Origin of the sequence: Desulfobacula phenolica (assembly GCF_900105645.1) — a bacterium.
Taxonomy (GTDB): domain Bacteria; phylum Desulfobacterota; class Desulfobacteria; order Desulfobacterales; family Desulfobacteraceae; genus Desulfobacula; species Desulfobacula toluolica.
This window is the reverse complement of record NZ_FNLL01000002.1, coordinates 115326-132313: the sequence shown is the minus strand read 5'-3', so window position 1 is coordinate 132313 and position 16988 is coordinate 115326. Positions and strand designations below refer to the sequence as shown.

Below are 16988 nucleotides of genomic sequence, written 5' to 3'. Positions count from 1 at the left end.
CCTGTCATCGCTTTTTGGTGTGCCCATAACAAAACATGAAAGTCACGGTTTGGATTTTTTGAAGACTTTCATATAAATTGGCTTAAACAGGAGGGTATATGAAAGTTCTTGTTCTTTATTATTCAAAGGGAGGCAATACCAAAAAGCTTGCCCGGGAAATTGTTGAGGGTGTTAATAGTGTCGAGGCGGTTCAGGGTGTATTAAAAAGTACGGATGAGGTAACAAAAGAGGATTTTATTGAAGCTGGCGGGATCATTGCCGGGTCGCCGGTCTATTTTGGTAACATGGCTGCGCAACTCAAGGCTGTATTTGATAATTTTGTCAGCACCCGCAGAAAAATGGAAGGAAAGGTGGGGGCTGCATTCACCACATCAGGCGACCCAAGCGGCGGCAAGGAAACCACCATGATGTCAATTATTCAGGCATTCTTGATATATGGCATGGTTATAACGGGTGATCCTTTGTCTGCCACCGGTCATTATGGCGTTGCCTGTGTAGGCACTCCGGATGATGAAATCAAAGAAAATGCTAAAAAATTAGGGGCAAGAGTTGCACAGCTGGCACTGAAGCTGTCGGATTAGTGCATGCTGTCAAATTCATAACTATTGCCTGACCGGAAAACTGAAAATTTTTTCGGTCAGGCACTAACTAATCAGTTGTGTTTTCATCTATCCAGTCAAGGTATTCGTCTGACCCGTCATTAATGGGAATTTGAACAATTTGAGGCACGTCATAACTATGATTTTTTTGAATGAATTGTTCAATAGTTTCATAAAGCCGGGATCTTGTTTTGATAATCAGTCTGATCTCGGTTTCATTATGCATGTCTCCTTTCCAGGTATAGTAACTTGTGATGGAACTTAGCTGGACACAGGCGGCCAGTTTTTCTTTGATTAGTTTTGAAGCAAGTGTTTTTGCCTCGTTGTTATTGGGACAGGTTGTCAGGACAATGCAGTATTCCATAATTTTTTTATGCTTTTTTAAATAAAGATTTAAGTGTAAATTCAGAGTTTTGATACGAAAGAATGTATAACGGTTGATATCATAACTCTTTTATTTTTTGTTGTGGCTGCTCAATATGCCATGGCTGTTAGTAAAAGTGACTGCCTTGGGTTCAAAAGTCAGTGTTGAAAAATAATCCTCCATGGTTTCAGCTCTTCTGATCAGTTCAACACTTGAATCTTCTTTTAACAGCAATTCTTTGGGCCTTAAATGGCCGTTATAGTTGAACCCCATGGCATGTCCGTGTGCCCCGGTGTCGTGGATAACCAGTATGTCGCCTTCAACCGTAGCCGGCAGGTCTCGTTGAACGGCAAATTTATCTATGTTTTCGCATAACGCACCGACCACATCAACTGTTTCCAGTGTGGTTGAATCTTCTTTGCCGTGAATGTGGATGTGGTGGTAGGCTTCATACATGCCCGGTCTCATGAGGGCTGACATGGACGCATCCACTCCCACATATTTTCTGTAAATATTTTTATGGTTAATCACGGATGTGACCAGGGCACCATGGGGGCCTGTGATGTATCGGCCGCTTTCCATGTAGAGTTTGGGTGCCCATCCATTGATGTTTTTAAATTCTTTAAAAATAAGGGTGATTTCACTGGCCATGGCATCAAGGTCAAATGGTTTTGCATCAGGTGTATAAGGAATGCCCAAGCCCCCGCCAATATTGATGAATTCAAATGTTATATTGAGTTTCTCACTGATCTGTTTGATCATGTCCAGCAGCATTCGGGTGGTTTCGACCATATATTCGTAGTTGAGTTCATTGGATGCCAGCATGGTGTGAATGCCGAACCGTTTTATTCCGAGCTGAATTGAGCGGTGGTAGGCATCCATGATCTGATCATGGCTTACGCCGTATTTTGCTTCTACTGGATTTCCAATGATTTTATTTCCTTTTCGCAAAGGACCGGGATTGTATCTAAAACAGATAAGATCGGGAATGTTCGTTAATTTCGAAATCAAGGAAATGTCATCCAGATTCAGAATACACCCGCCATTTTCCAGGGCTGTTTCAAACTGGATGTTGCTGGTGTTGTTCGAGGTGAACATGATATCGTCTTTAAAGCTGCCGATCTGCCTGGACAATTGAATTTCCGGTATGGAACTGCAGTCAAATCCAAATCCCATTTCTTTCATGATTTTCATGATTGACGGGTTGGGCAGAGCTTTGACTGCAAAAAATTCCTTGAACCCGTTAATTTTTTCAAAGGCTGTGTTCAGGTTGTTGCAGGTTTCTTTGATTCCTTTTTCATCATAAATATGGAAAGGGGTTCCAAATGTATCTACAATTTGTGGTAGAATGCCGGCAAGTCTTTGTTGATATGAGTTTGACATTGGCATGATAAAACTATTCCTTATTCGAGTGTTTCAGGTAACAATATTTTGGCACTTTCCTTGTAAGTTGAAAGTGCAATAAACGTTTTAGTGGCTTTAACAACATCTAAATGTGAAATTTTTTTTCTTAAAATGGTTTCAAGCTCGGTATTGTCGGACACGCGCACCTTAATCATCAGGCAATCCTGTCCGGCCAGGTAGTGTACCTCCTGGATTTGCTCTATTTTTGAAAGCTTTTCTCCTGTTTCAATGAGTTGTCCCGGACTTGCTGTCTTGATTTGGATAAATGCAATCATGGAGCAATTAAACATGTCAGGGTTAAGACGAACTTCATAGCCTTCAATCACGCCCTGGGCTTCTAACTTCTTGATCCGTTCCAAAACCGCAGATGGTGCCATTCCAATTTTTCTGGCAACTTCCACATTGGGAATCCTGGCTTTTTTCTGTAAAATTTTCAGGATTTGAAGGTCTGTGTTGTCCATTGTTTCAATTTTTCCAGTTTATTTTCAATAATTAATTATTTTAAGCATAATATTCTCTTTGTATGCATTTGTCAAGAATATGTATGTTAAATAGATGTGTTGTGGCGAATTATATTCTTTTTTTGGGCTTGAAAGGGTGTTGGATTTTGATTTTTGTTGATAAAATAAAATGTTTCAGATACATTTGGCCGATATTATAATTTATATTATTTATGCAAAATAAGGTTGATAGTAATAAAGATGAGAGACGACCCAATCAAAATTCTAATTGTTGATGACGAGGAAGGTATTCTTGAGGTAACCGAAGGATATTTCCAGAGAAAGGGTTACGATGTTTATACTGCCTGCAATGGGATTGAAGCCCTTGAAGTTTTGAACAGGGTAAAAATAGGATGTGTCTTTACAGATATTAATATGCCGATGATGGATGGACTGGAGTTGGCTGAAAAGATCAGGGCTCACGAGAGTACTCTTCCTGTAGTTGTAATGACGGGGTGCCCGTCATTGGAGAATTCCATACAGACATTGAAAAATGGTGTTGTTGATTATCTGATTAAGCCGATGAACCTTGAGCAAATGGAGTTAACCCTCAAAAGAATCTTGCGGGAACGCGAACTGTTTGTCGAAAATTTAATTTTAAAAGAAGAGGTGGAACGGCAGGAACGGTTAAAAAAACTAAATCATGAACTGCTTGAAAGAATTGACGAAGTTAATACATTGAACCGGGTGATGGAGGACTTTTCTTCAACAGATTCAAGTTATGGTATATTTAATAAAGTTGTTGATTTAGGGGTGGAAGAATTAAAAGCGGATAAAGTTTTTTTTCATCTATATTCGGAGCAGGAGAAATCTCTTGCACTTGTTGCAAGTTCGGATTGTGGTATTAAAGATGAAACAGTGTGTTCATTATTTGGAAGCGATTTTTCAACAAATGCCCATGAATTTATTCTTGATTTTTTAAGCACGGATCACACCCCATGCCTTATTTCAGAAGTGGGAAAAAATGAGCGGCTGGACGATGTGGTTCATTCATTAATGCTGGCCCCGCTGAAAATTCGGGACAAAATATTTGGTATTGCCAGTGCCTTTTCATTCCGGGCAGATAAGTTTTTTAATGAAAAAGATATCTATTATATGAGTTTTATTACCAGGAAGGCAGCGGCTGCTATTGAAAATATTGCCCTGTATGAAAATATTTATGATAACCTTTTTTCAACATTGTACGCATTTGTAACAGCTCTTGAAGTAAGGGATCTGTATACGAGAAAACATTCGACAAGAGTGGCAAAATATGCACATATGATTGCCGTAGAAATGCAATGTAATGAAGAAGAACTTGATATTATAAGTTTTGCCGGCAGTCTTCACGATATCGGAAAAATAGGTATCAGGGATGACATCCTTTTAAAACCGGGCAGGCTGACAGATGATGAATACGAAAAAATCAAGGAACATCCTGTGATTGGTGCGGATATTATAAGTAAGCTGGGACTTTGGGATCGGGAAATGAAGATTATTCGGCATCACCATGAGCGATTTGACGGAAAAGGCTATCCCGATGGTTTAAAAGGAGAACAAATTCCTAAGCTTGCAAGAATTTTATGTGTTGCTGATTCATTTGATGCCATGGCTTCTGACAGGGCGTATAGAAAAAAAATGAAAAAAAGTAAAGTCCTTGATATTATCAAAGAGAACTCTGGAACTCAGTTTGATCCAATTGTTGTTGAGGCGTTTCTAAAAGTTGCAAATCAGGAATTTCCGGATGATTTTTAATGGCTTGAGCGTTGTATTAAAATGTGCTACCTTGCTTTAAAATTAACTGCATGAAAAGAAAAAGCATGGAGTAAATCTGCTATGGCAGTCTTTAATAGTAATAATGAAAACCGTAAGTATTCCAGAACAAGATATGTAAAAACAATCCGGATCTTGTTGAAATTCATGGAAAAAATCATTTGAAGTGTGCTTTGAAAGATGGAAAAGAGGTTTTTAATCTATATAGGAGGAAAATCTGGCAATGGATACATCCATCAAAATTTTGATTGTTGACGATTTTGCTACCATGCGACGTATTCTTAAAAATATTTTAAAACAGCTTGGATTTAAGAATCTTGTTGAAGCTGATGATGGTACAACTGCCTGGGATATGCTGGAAGAGCAGAGTATTGCTTTGATTATATCAGATTGGAATATGCCTAAAATGACCGGACTTGAACTTTTGAAGAAAGTTCGTGCAAGCGATAGGCATAAGAAAACTCCTTTTCTAATGGTTACGGCTGAAGCTCAAAAGCAAAATGTTATTGAAGCGGTTCAGGCAGGTGTTTCAAATTATGTTGTTAAACCTTTCACAGCTGAAGCTATTTCCGACAAGCTTAAAAAGATTTTAAAATGATAATTGTCCCCATGTCCGGATCAAAAAGTATGCCTGAGAATAACCTGCGCCGGGAATTTGAAAAAAAGGAATTTGACCGGTTAGGAATAGCCGGTGTAAGCAAAGGGCTGATAAAAGTCCTTGATACGGCAAGAAAGGTGTCTAAATCAGATTCTTCCGTACTGATTACAGGGGAAAGCGGTACGGGAAAAGAATTGATAGCAAAAGCCATTCATAAAAACAGTTCAAGGCGCGATGGCCCCATGGTCGTGATCAATTGCGGTGCCATTCCGGGCGAACTGCTTGAAAGTGAACTGTTCGGACATGAAAAAGGGGCTTTCACAGGTGCCCATCGTTCAAGGGTCGGACGGTTTGAAATTGCAGATCAGGGAACTATTTTTCTGGATGAAATCGGCGATATGAGTCCTGACCTGCAGGTCAAATTGTTAAGGGCCATTCAGGAAAGACGCTTTGAGCGCGTGGGGGGGACAGCTACCATCCAAGTGGACATCAGGGTGATTTCAGCAACACATAAAGATTTGCCTGCTGCAATTGCAGACGGATTCTTCAGAGAAGACCTTTTTTACCGCCTGAACGTTATTCCCATACAGATTCTTCCATTGCGTGAACGAAAAGAGGACATTCTATCACTTGCAGATCATTTTCAAAACAATCTGATCAAAAGGGTCAATGGTTATCAGATGAAAACATTTTCTCAAAGTGCCCAGCAGGCATTGCTTCGCTATGATTGGCCCGGAAATATCCGGGAACTTGAAAATCTAATTGAAAGAATATCCGTTCTTGTTGAGGCTCAAAATATTGAGCTTCATGATTTGCCGGAATATATTGCCAATGCCTCGTCTGACAACACATCAGTTCCCGTAGAATCTGTTCTTAATAACGGGATCGGATTTAATGAAGCTGTGGATCAGTATCAAAGGTCTTTGATACTGCATGCTTTGAATGAAACCGGCTGGGTAAAAGCAAGGGCTGCAGATCTTCTGAAAATGAACAGAACCACTCTTGTGGAAAGAATAAAAAAGATGAATATTGATCAAGAACGTGTGACACCATTTTTTTGATTATAGTCCTATGTCAGTTTTTTGACATTTCCATGGCCTTACAGCCATCTGAATTTAATACCAGCCTTTTTGTAAAATCAGTATAACATGAGTCTTTGTTTAATATTTTGATTTCATTTGCTATGATGCGTGTGGGTGTTTGAAAAATGGCATGATTATTGCTTTTCCAGTTTTGAGGTGGTTTCTTGAGATGGTTGCATGAGAGAATATCTTGAGATGATATGAATTCATAAGGTAGAGTAAAGATTATGAGCAAATCAATCTATAAATTGTTAAAAATTTTGCAGGTCTTGGCTATATTCATCCTTGTGTTGCTTTTTTTGCCGTATGCTGTATTGGCCAAACAGGCAATGATTAAGAAAATACAAATACAAGACAATCCTTTGTCTGTGAAAATTTTTGTGACGCAGAAAGTCCCGGTTAAACTTATTCAGGTTGAAAAAAAAGAGATTCTGGTTGCATTTAAAAATGTGAAGTTGGAAAAAGGATTCAAAATAAAAGGAAACGGTCGGTCTGCAATCAAGGATATTGCCATAGAAAATTTGCAAGGCAATGTTATGGCTGTTATTTTAACCGGCTACCATCCTTATGGATATATTAAATCAGGATTTAATATATCTGATTTGAGTTTCTTTATTAACCTTGAAAAAAAAGATAATTATCAAGGAAGACAAAAAAAAGTTGTAAAAAAATCTGCTGTAAAATCTGCTGTGGCCCTGAAACAACAATTGTCTCAAAAAGAAAAAGCAAAAGAAAACATTCAATCCTCTTCATTGCCAGGAACATTAAAGGATGTCGCTAAACCCTTATTAAAAAAGCCTGCAAAAATTTTGACCGGGTCTGTCCATGTTCCATCCAAAAGAGAGAAAGGCAAGTATAACGGTGAGATAAGTGACCTTGTCCATTTTATTGAAAAGATGGGATGCGATTCAAAACAGATCGCCAATTGTCTTCTTCTTTTAAAAAAGAATTTATATGAGGAGGCCTCAGATGTTCTGGATCAATATGTTTCCCAGGAAAATTTTACCTGTCTTGAACAGGTATCTTTTTTAAAGGCATATGCATTTTATCTTGGTGTGAAAAAGGGTGATTTTAACCAACTGGTCAAGGCACAAAGATTTTTTCAGGATGCTTTGGTCTCTTATCCTGATTCTTCATTGGTTCCATACGGGTATGCTTCCATTGGAATGATTCAAAAAAAAATAAATAACATTTCAGTTGCCGAAGGTTATTTTAATATCGTTAAACAAGGCTATCCCGAGTATTCAGGACTTGCTGAAATTTTGTATAATCTGGCAGACATATATGACCAGAAAGGGTATGAGGATAAAGCATTGACCTATTATAAAAAGGTTTTTGAGGATACCATGGAAAATAGTTATATACCTGATGCCGGTATCGGATATGGAAAAGCTCTTTTCAAGAAGAGGCAATATCTGGATGCATTAAAGGTTTTAAATTATGTTGTTCAATCAAATCCCGGAAAAGTGTATGCTTCCCATGAACTGTTGCTTCATATCGGGAATGCTGATTTTGAGGTTGGCAGGATCAAAACTGCAAGGCAAACACTGACTCGTGTATTGAATTTGTTTCCTGAAATTGAAGACCGGGATCTTGTTTTGAGTAAAATAGGTGATACCTATGGTATGGAGAACAATCATGAAAAGGCCATTAGAGTGTATGAGCTGGTCAGGGAAAAATTTCCTGATTCCCAAGGGTATATTGCAAGTTCCATAGGGATTGCACGGTATCTGAAAGAAGATCAGGAAAAAATTGATATATATACGATGATCAAAAATAAATTTCCTGAAAATAAATTTGCCAGAATCTCAATGATGCGTCTGGCAGAAATTTATCAGGCAAATGGTGAATACAACAAATGCATTACTGAAATAGAAGATTTGTTATCCACGCATCCCAGAGGCTTGCGGTATGAAGCGGTTAAGCTGATGCAAAAAGCCTATGAAGAATTGTTTGAAAAACAATTAAAATCAGATGAGTATACAAAGGTGTTGAACAGATACGAGCTTGAACATACAAAAATTGATAAAATGGGAAGTAAAAAAATTGCGTTAAGCGTTGGGCTTGCATATCTTCAGGCAAAATTATATGAAGAATCATTTAATCATTTGATTAATGCATACAAACAATATAAAAGATCTTCAAGATCACCGGAACTTCTTTTCGGGCTGGGGGTTGCCATGGATGAGTCCGGCAGGGATGATGATGCTATTAAATTGTTTGATGCTTTTTCAAAGCGGTTTTCGGAAGATACGCATCGGGTGGAAGCGCTTTTGCGGGCAGGAGATATTTATCTTGCAAAAGAAAAATATAAATTGTCTTCAGCCAGTTTTAATGAAGCATGCAAAATTTCAAAAACTCACCTTGATAAGGGTAAAATTTTGATGTTGCATTCAAACGTATATGAAAAAAAAGGGGATATGGACATTACTTCAAATCTTCGTGAGAAAGCCGTCAAAGAGCTTGCTTTGGCATCTGGTGAAAATTATGAGGTTTTAACCCATGCCTATAAACAATTGGGCGGGACATATCGTTCGCTTAAAAAATATATAAAATCCGCAGATGCTTATCTGAAAGCATTAAGCTTTTCAGAAAATGACCGGGAACGGGCAACGCTTGGATTTTTGCTTGGAGATGCATATCAAAAGGGAAATATTATCCCAAAAGCCAAAGCGGCTTTCAAGCAGGTGGTCACATCATATGATTCTGTATGGGCAAAACTTTCACAGCAGAGACTGAATACGCTGGAGTTGGCACAAATGCTTCAAAACTCTTAGGCGGCCGGGGAAACAAGAAAAATATGCCGGGACATAGAATTTTTATCATACTTGAAAATCCTAAGGAAAGAATGGAATATGTCCGATTTTTCGAGGATCTTGGTTATTTTGTGGATGCGGCCCCTAATGGATCGGATGCAGTTTCTTGTGTGATTGAAAAGAAAACAGACATGGTGATTGCAGATGTAGCAACTCCCGGTTTTTTTGCTGTTGAATTTCTGAAAAAAGTTGATGAAGCCCATATTTCATGCCAGACGATTCTGCTTGCCTCAGAGCCTGTTGTTGAACATGCCGTCCAGTTGATGAAACTTGGTGCTCTGGATTATCTGGTCAAGCCGGTTGAAATGGAACAGCTTGAACTGAGCGCCAAAAGAGCGTTAGCGGTATTGAAACAAAAAAAAAATCCTAAACGGGCGTCATTGTCATCCGGGAAAAAGGTTAAAATCATTGCAAGAGACAAAGAAATACAAAAGCTGCTTGCTCTTGCAGCACGGGTTGCAAATTCAAGTGCTTCCGTATTCATTCAGGGCGAGAGTGGTACTGGGAAAGAGTTGTTTGCAAAATTTATCCATGAACAAAGTGACAGGCGGGATCAGCCTTTTGTTGCAATAAATTGTGCTGCTTTGCCGGAAAATCTTCTGGAAAGTGAACTTTTCGGCCATGAAAAAGGGGCGTTTACAGGTGCGATATCAAGAAAAACAGGTAAATTTGAATTGGCGCATAAAGGCACCTTGTTTCTGGATGAAATCACTGAGATGCAATTTCACCTTCAGGCAAAATTGTTAAGGGTTCTTCAGGAAAAAGTCGTGGACAGAGTGGGTGGAATCGAACCTGTTGATGTGGATGTCCGGCTGATTGCCACAACAAATCGGGATGCAAAAAAAGCCGTGGAAAACGGTGAGTTCAGAGAAGATCTTTTTTATAGATTAAATACCATTCCCCTGGTCATCCCTCCCTTGAGAAACCGCAGAGGGGATCTTGGAATATTATGCGAATTTTTCGTTCAAAAATATTGTAAAATTGACGGTCGTGATGTCAAAGGAATGACAAAACAGGCTGTATCACTCCTGAATGACCATCCTTTCTCAGGAAATGTGCGGGAACTTGAAAATATTATTCATAGAGCGGTTCTTCTTGCAGATTCTGATCTGATAGAGCCTGAGGATCTTATGATCGACGGGATCGAATCCACGGGTGGAATGTCTGCCCCGGACTCATTTGTGGATCAGGACTGCGAAACACAGTCTGTTTCATTAAAAGAAATGGAACAGAAAATGATTTATACGACCCTGGATCAAACAGACGGTAATAGAACCCATGCTGCAAAAATTCTGGGCATCAGTGTCAGGACTCTTCGAAATAAACTTAACGAGTATAAAGAAAATAATTAAGGGGGTGATGGGATAGGTTTGAAATCTATCCCCATGTGCAGGCATATAAATTGCATTTGAATCTTGGATATTGCTTAATGACACATCATGATAATTTAAGTTATAAGTCAGATATTTGTTTGTGTATGGTAATTTTATTGTTAGTTAATTTATGATGAGAGGAAAAATGGCGGATTCAAGAATTTTCGGGCACACATCAAAGGTGATTGAGACAGCTCTGGATGTATCAGCCCGGCGGCATAATTTGATTGCAGGCAATATCGCCAATATGGATACCATAGGATATCAACCCCAAGATCTTGATTTTAACTCAACGCTTAAACGGGTCATGGGTGAAAAAGAACCTGATTTTCTGGACAAGACTCATCCCATGCATTTGTCAACGGATGATGACGATCCTTCCTTTGCCATGAACGGGGAAAACAGTGACGCTGTGGATATTTACCATTTGGATTCCGTGAATATTGATACGGAAATGATGAATCTTACGGAGAATAATATTAAATACCGGACTACAACGGAAATGTTACTGAGAAAAATGAAAATATTGCACTATTCTATTGATGAGGGAGGTAAATAATTCATGGACCTTTTAACTGCTTCAAAAATCAGCGGGACAGCTCTTTCAGCCCATCGAACCAAATTAAATGTAATTTCAGAAAATCTTGCGAATGTGGATACCACACGAACCGGAGAAGGTGGCCCGTATAGAAGAAAAATGGTTGTTTTTAAAGGTGATGATATTGATTCTTTTAAAAGTGTGATTGAAAAAAAACAACATAAAAAACATAAATCAGGGATAGAATTTTCACCCATTGAGTTTGATTCTGAAAAACAACAGAACCGTGGTAGCGGTGTAAGGGTTGAGCAGATTATTAGGTCCCAGGAAGATTTCAGGCTGGTTCATAATCCGGCCCATCCTGATGCTGATCCTGATACAGGGTATGTGAAAATGCCCAATGTGGACCATTTGACGGAGATTGCAGATATGCTGGTGGCCAAGCGAAGTTATGAGGCCAGTACGACAGCACTTTCAGCTACAAAGGATATGATTTTAAAAGCACTGGAAATAGGTAAATAATCAGGAGGAAGATCATGATGACCGGGATAAATGGTATCAATAAAATTTCTTTAAATACAGAGACATTGCCTGATAGAATCAGCAGGCGCAATCCTGAATTTGCCCGGAGAATGGAAGAGGCCATTAAGGATGTGAATTCAAAACAGCACATCGCGGATGATTCAATTGAAAAAGTGATCCAGGGGGAAATGGGAATCCATGAAGGAATGATGGCTCTTGGAAAAGCTGATACATCCTTGAAAATCCTTGCACAGGTCAGAAATAAGGCTATGGCTGCATATAATGAAATCATGCGGATGCAGGTCTAAGATCATTATGTATTAGATGTTGGGTAAATCAGAGAGCAATGTCAAGTCTGCCCTTGGCAGTCAGACGGAGTGATACAATGTTATGAATCCTGTTATTGAAAGAATAATTACTACATTTAAAGAAATGCCGCTTTCCAGGAAAATTGCCTTGGGAGTTTTTGCAATGGTTCTTGTAGCGGGGTTTACCACCTTGTTTGTCTGGACAAACAAGACCCAGTTCAAGACCGCATACAGCGGCCTTACAAAAGAGGATGCCGCATCCGTTGTTGACATGCTCAAGGCATCCAATACCCCATATCATCTTGCCGGGGATGGAACCACTATTATGGTGCCGGAAGCCGTTGTTTATGATGTCCGGCTTTCAATGGCAAAAGAGGGGATTCCCAAAGGCGGGGGGGTCGGGTTTGAAATTTTTGACAAGACGGAGTTCGGAACCACCGAGTTTGTGCAGAAGATCAATAAAAAAAGAGCCATTCAAGGCGAACTTGCAAGAACCATAAGCGCCTTTGATGAAGTTAAGACGGCCCGTGTAATGATTGTAATGCCCAAAGAGTCTGTGTTTGTGGAAGAAGTAAAAAAACCGTCCGCATCCATTTTACTGGAGCTTAATTCGGATCTTGAAAAAGAGAAAGTTACGGCCATTGCCCATTTGGTGGCAAGTTCCATTCAGGATTTAACACCAAAACTTATCACCATTGTTGATACTGCCGGCAGAATTCTTTTTGAGGGCAAATCCGAAGCGGAACAAGCCAAGATAACGGCCCGGAATATGGCGGATGCTCAATATCAATATAAAGTCAGGTTTGAAGAAAACCTGACCCGAAGAATCCAGACCATGCTTGAAAGAATCGTTGGAAAGGATAAGGCCATTGTAAGGGTCACCTCTGAAATGGATTTTTCAGAAAATGATATGAATGAAGAGATTTATGATCCGTTTGAACGGGGTGGAGAATTTGTCCGGAGCCGTAAAAATCGTGCGGAAAAAGTCACGACAACTTCAGAAGAAACCCCTACGCCGTCCAGTGTAAATCCCATTGTAGGAAATCAAGGCCTTTCAGGTGAACAGAACAATGAGCTGGTCAATAAACGGGATGATACATTTAATTATGAAATCAGCAAACGGGTCAGGGAGACCAGAAAGCCCATGGCTGTTTTAACCCGTCTTTCAGTTGCTGCGGTTATTGATGGAAAGTATGAATACAAAACCGACGAAAGCGGAAATAAACAAAAAGTGTATTTGCCAAGATCGCCTGAAGAAATGAAGCAGTTTCAAGATATTGTTATTAAATCAATGGGGTATAATGAACAGAGAAGTGACCAGGTATCCATGGAATGTTTTCCGTTTGCCTCTATTGCTGAAATTGAATCAGAGCCGATGATGACCGGATTTAAAATGGTTCAAAAAGAGTATGGCCGAACTATTGCAAACCTGCTCCTGGTAGTGTTGTTGTTCCTTTTTGTCATTCGTCCTATTATAAAAACCGTGAAGGAGATCAAGACAACGGTTGAACAGGAGGCTTTGCCCGAACCGGAAGATTTGGCCCTGATTGCGGATGATGAGGAAAAAGAGCTTGGATTCATTGAAATGGATAGCTCTCAGCAAAAAGAATACATTAACCTGATGACCGCAGATCAGAAAGAAACGTTTCTCAAGGAAATGAGTTCATCAGAACGGGCTGTTTATCTTAGTAATATGCCGATCGATGAAAAAGCAAGATATTATGCCCAAAAAGATTTTGATAAAACAGTTAATATTATTAAGGGTTGGATGATCGAAAAAACGAAAGAGGAAGACTAATTATGGCTGATGCTTTAGAATCTGAAAGTTTTGATCCCAAAAGTCTGTCCGGTCCTCGAAAAGCAGCGATTTTTCTGATGATTATGGGAGAGGAATACACGGCCAAAGTATTTGAAAGAATGAGTGAGAGGGAAATAGGTGACCTTGCGTTTGAAATGTCGTCAATTGATCAGATTTCTGCGGAAATGTTAAAAGCGGTTTCAATTGAGTTTGTTGAGAGATTTGAAGGCGAATCAAGAATGATCATTGAAAGCGATTCTTTTATCAAAAATGTCGTTAACAGAACATTAAAAGGCGGCAAAGCAGACGCCCTTCTTGAAGATCTTGAGAAGAAAAAACAGGACAAGCCGTTTATCTGGAGCCGGAATGTTAATGTGGGAACCCTTGCCGGTTATGTGGAAGGCGAACATCCTCAAACCATTGCAATGATCCTTGCCCACATGCCGTCTGAAATATCATCGGACATCCTGATGGCTCTTCCCGAAGATTTAAAAGGAGATGTGGCAGTGAGAATTGCAAGACTCGGTCAGATTTCAGAAGATGTTGTCAGGGATGTTGACAAGGCATTGAGACTTGAACTTTCCGGTGCTTTGGGGCCTGGTGGAAAAGCCGGCGGATTGCAGGTGCTGGTTGATATTATCAATGGAGTGGACAAATCAACAGAAGATGTGGTCATGAGTTTTGTCGAAGAGGACAATCCGGAAATGGCCAATGATATTCGCAACTTGATGTTTGTGTTTGAAGATTTGACAACGATTGATGATTCGGCAATGCGAGAGATTCTCAAAAAAGTTGAGGGCCAGCAGTTGACATATGCTCTTAAAACCGCAACCGATGAAATGAAAGAAAAGATTTTTTCCAATCTTTCCCAGCGGGCCGGTGAAATGCTTAAAGATGACCTTGAGTCCATGGGCCCTGTTCGTCTGGCAGAAGTGGAAGAGGCCCAACAGGCAGTTGTTCGTTCGGCCAAGGAGCTTGAAGCTGACGGCACCATAACGCTGGGTAAAGGAAAAGACGATGTCCTTGTCTGATAAAGAGAGTGATCAGTTTTCGCCCATGACTTTGAACTCCTTGGAACGCTTTGATCAAGAAAGTTCAAGTAAATCAGATGAGTCGGATCCGGATTTTAATCGTTTTAAGATGCTGTTTGAAAAGCCAAAGTTGGAAAAAGAAGAAGCCTTTGAATTTAAAGCGATTTATGATGCTGAAAAGGAACGGGACGACATCTTTTTCAACCCTTTGATTAAAAAAAAAGATGATTCTCTTGAAAAAGAGGCGATCAATAACGAGATGGATGATCAAGAACAGCATCCCTTATCAGAGAAAGAGAAAGAACCCCCTGAGCCTGTGGAAACAGCTGATGAAAAAGGATATAGGCAGGGGTTTGAAAAAGGGCTTGAACAAGGCATACTGCAGGGGCAAAAACAGGGGTATGAAGATGGCTTTGCAAAGGGCGAGGCCGAGGGATTTGAACAAGGAGAAGCCCAAGGAAGTGAAAAAGGCCATCAGCAGGGAGTTGAAAAAGGGTTTAAAGAAGGTGAAGTTAAAGGGAAACAAGAAATTCGGGAAAAGGCTGTTGAAATTTTAAATGCTTTGGAAGCGTCATTGAAGACAGCAGATCAGACGTTGGATCTGCTGGTTGAAAAGTATGAAGAAAAAATTATTGCGCTTATTCAAAAGATTGCCCAAAAAGCGATCATGGCCCGGCTGGACATTGATGATGAAATGATAAAGCCCCTGATCCTGGACACATTAAAAACCCTTGTCCAGCCGGAAGAAGTTGTTTTAAGCGTGTCCCTGGAAGATTATGACTATATTGAAATGATCAAGGATGAATTTTTTGAGCAGATTGATTCGTTAAACAGCGTGTCCATAAGATCAGATCCCACCATTAAAAGGGGCGGCTGTAAAATTGAAACAAATACGGGCTTTGTTTCAACGGATCTTGAATCAAGGCTTGATGCTATTTTTGACGCATTTAAAACCGCAGGTACGAAATGACCTTGGAACACTTAGATAAAATTGATTTTCATAAATACACGAAGGCTTTGGATCAATGCGTCACGATACGGCCGGAGGGAAGGGTTTCCCAGGTGATCGGCCTGATTGCGGAAGGGGACAGCCTGGGATTGGGCATTGGCGGTCTTTGCAGTATTGTTAATTCTAATGGCCTGGAAGTAAAAGCTGAAGTTGTTGGATTTAAAAAGGAAAAAGCCTTGTTTATGCCCTATGGAGATATCCGGGGAATCAGTCTTGGCAGCAGGATCATTCCCATTTCGGCATCTTCGGTTGTGGGTGTTTCAGATCAACTGCTGGGAAGAGTGGTCGATGGCATGGGAATCCCCATAGACGGTAAGGGAGAGATTGAGTACACTCATGAGTATGGTTTGTATGGAAAACCCATCAGTCCCCTGGAAAGAGAACAGATTAAAGAACCTCTGGATGTGGGTGTGGCGGCAATCAACAGTATGATAACGCTTGGCAAAGGTCAACGGGTAGCTATAATGGCAGGTTCCGGGGTGGGTAAAAGTGTTTTAATGGGAATGATGACCAAGCATACCAGTGCGGATGTGATCGTCATTGGTTTGATTGGTGAGCGGGGCAGGGAAGTAAAAGATTTTATTGAGGATACATTGGGACAAGAAGGGATAAAAAGAGCTGTCGTGGTTGCGGCAACCTCTGATTCTCCTCCCCTGGTAAGGATGAGAGGTGCTTATCTTGCCACCACCATTGCCGAATATTTCAGGGACAGGGGTAAAAATGTATTGTTGATGGTGGATTCCATCACACGTTATGCCATGTCCTCAAGAGATGTGGGGCTTGCTGCCGGCGAACCTCCGACATCCAAGGGGTATACCCCGTCATTTTTTGTGCAGATTCCGATCTTGCTTGAACGGGCCGGGAATATTAAAAACGGGGGATCAATTACAGGGATTTATACGGTTCTGGTTGAGGGCGATGATTTAAATGATCCGGTGGGGGATACGGTTCGATCCATTGTTGACGGCCATATTGTCTTGTCCAGGGATCTTGCCAACCGGGGGCATTATCCGGCCATTGATGTTCTTGCCAGTGTTTCAAGGGTCATGAGGGATGTCAGCCGAAAAGATCATGTGGTTGTAAGGGATAAAGCGGTCAATGTTTTATCATCCTACAGAAGTGCGGAAGATATGATTACCATTGGTGCATATGTGGATGGATCTGACCCTGATATTGATGAGGCAAAACGCTTGATGCCGGGGATCATTCAATTTTTAAGGCAGGATATGACGAGAAAAGTAGACATGCCGTCCAGTGTAAACGGATTAAAAAAAGCCGTGGGAATAAAATAAGA

Annotated in this window: 16 protein-coding genes; 13 read left to right on the top strand and 3 right to left on the bottom strand. The window is 40.3% G+C overall.

Annotated features, from left to right (window positions below):
- Window positions 1-98: 98 nt before the first annotated feature.
- The gene (locus BLT94_RS03120) at window positions 99-581 is read left to right on the top strand and encodes a flavodoxin family protein (protein ID WP_014958943.1); all 483 of its coding nucleotides are present in this window, start codon (window positions 99-101) and stop codon (window positions 579-581) included.
- Window positions 582-648: 67 nt separating this feature from the next.
- Here the strand turns inward: BLT94_RS03120 and cutA are convergent, their stop codons facing one another.
- The 3 genes from cutA to BLT94_RS03105 all read right to left on the bottom strand — a co-directional run bounded on the left by cutA (window position 649) and on the right by BLT94_RS03105 (window position 2828).
- Complete coding sequence (gene cutA, locus BLT94_RS03115) at window positions 649-963, bottom strand: divalent-cation tolerance protein CutA (RefSeq protein WP_014958942.1); 315 nt, start codon at window positions 961-963, stop codon at window positions 649-651.
- A gap of 90 nt (window positions 964-1053) precedes the next feature.
- Window positions 1054-2352, bottom strand: a complete 1299-nt coding sequence (gene lysA, locus BLT94_RS03110) for a diaminopimelate decarboxylase (RefSeq protein ID WP_092230313.1) — start codon at window positions 2350-2352, stop codon at window positions 1054-1056.
- 14 nt (window positions 2353-2366) lie between these two features.
- Window positions 2367-2828 carry an Lrp/AsnC family transcriptional regulator gene (locus BLT94_RS03105; protein ID WP_014958940.1) on the bottom strand — a complete coding sequence of 154 codons (462 nt, stop codon included), beginning with the start codon at window positions 2826-2828 and terminating at the stop codon, window positions 2367-2369.
- Between the two features lie 240 nt (window positions 2829-3068).
- On the opposite strand from BLT94_RS03105, the gene BLT94_RS03100 reads away from it, so the two are divergent.
- The 12 genes from BLT94_RS03100 (at window position 3069) to BLT94_RS03045 (ending at window position 16986) form a co-directional block, all read left to right on the top strand.
- Window positions 3069-4601 (top strand): HD domain-containing phosphohydrolase, encoded by a 1533-nt coding sequence (locus tag BLT94_RS03100; RefSeq protein WP_092230311.1) that lies wholly within the window; start codon window positions 3069-3071, stop codon window positions 4599-4601.
- A 262-nt stretch (window positions 4602-4863) separates the two neighbouring features.
- The gene (locus BLT94_RS03095) at window positions 4864-5217 is read left to right on the top strand and encodes a response regulator (protein ID WP_269764184.1); all 354 of its coding nucleotides are present in this window, start codon (window positions 4864-4866) and stop codon (window positions 5215-5217) included.
- Window positions 5218-5246: 29 nt separating this feature from the next.
- Complete coding sequence (locus BLT94_RS03090; RefSeq protein WP_245742928.1) at window positions 5247-6278, top strand: sigma-54 interaction domain-containing protein; 1032 nt, start codon at window positions 5247-5249, stop codon at window positions 6276-6278.
- A gap of 248 nt (window positions 6279-6526) precedes the next feature.
- Window positions 6527-9076, top strand: a complete 2550-nt coding sequence (locus tag BLT94_RS03085) for a tetratricopeptide repeat protein (protein ID WP_092230306.1) — start codon at window positions 6527-6529, stop codon at window positions 9074-9076.
- A complete protein-coding gene (locus BLT94_RS03080) occupies window positions 9010-10467 on the top strand; it encodes a sigma-54-dependent transcriptional regulator (protein WP_245742926.1) in 1458 nt (485 codons plus the stop codon). The genes BLT94_RS03085 and BLT94_RS03080 overlap by 67 nt, the downstream gene beginning before the upstream one ends.
- 166 nt (window positions 10468-10633) lie before the next feature.
- On the top strand, window positions 10634-11047 hold the full coding sequence (flgB, locus tag BLT94_RS03075; RefSeq protein WP_092230304.1) for a flagellar basal body rod protein FlgB: 414 nt from the start codon (window positions 10634-10636) through the stop codon (window positions 11045-11047).
- A gap of 3 nt (window positions 11048-11050) precedes the next feature.
- Entirely contained in the window at window positions 11051-11548 is a 498-nt protein-coding gene (gene flgC, locus BLT94_RS03070; RefSeq protein WP_092230302.1) for a flagellar basal body rod protein FlgC, read from the top strand.
- A 14-nt stretch (window positions 11549-11562) separates the two neighbouring features.
- Window positions 11563-11856: a flagellar hook-basal body complex protein FliE gene (gene fliE / locus BLT94_RS03065; RefSeq protein WP_092230301.1), complete on the top strand. Its 294-nt coding sequence runs from the start codon at window positions 11563-11565 to the stop codon at window positions 11854-11856.
- Between the two features lie 82 nt (window positions 11857-11938).
- The gene (gene fliF / locus BLT94_RS03060; protein ID WP_092230299.1) at window positions 11939-13654 is read left to right on the top strand and encodes a flagellar basal-body MS-ring/collar protein FliF; all 1716 of its coding nucleotides are present in this window, start codon (window positions 11939-11941) and stop codon (window positions 13652-13654) included.
- Between the two features lie 2 nt (window positions 13655-13656).
- Window positions 13657-14685 carry a flagellar motor switch protein FliG gene (fliG, locus tag BLT94_RS03055; RefSeq protein ID WP_092230297.1) on the top strand — a complete coding sequence of 343 codons (1029 nt, stop codon included), beginning with the start codon at window positions 13657-13659 and terminating at the stop codon, window positions 14683-14685.
- Window positions 14672-15655 (top strand): FliH/SctL family protein, encoded by a 984-nt coding sequence (locus BLT94_RS03050; RefSeq protein WP_092230295.1) that lies wholly within the window; start codon window positions 14672-14674, stop codon window positions 15653-15655. The genes fliG and BLT94_RS03050 overlap by 14 nt, the downstream gene beginning before the upstream one ends.
- Window positions 15652-16986 carry a FliI/YscN family ATPase gene (locus tag BLT94_RS03045; protein ID WP_092230293.1) on the top strand — a complete coding sequence of 445 codons (1335 nt, stop codon included), beginning with the start codon at window positions 15652-15654 and terminating at the stop codon, window positions 16984-16986. The genes BLT94_RS03050 and BLT94_RS03045 overlap by 4 nt, the downstream gene beginning before the upstream one ends.
- Window positions 16987-16988: the final 2 nt, after the last annotated feature.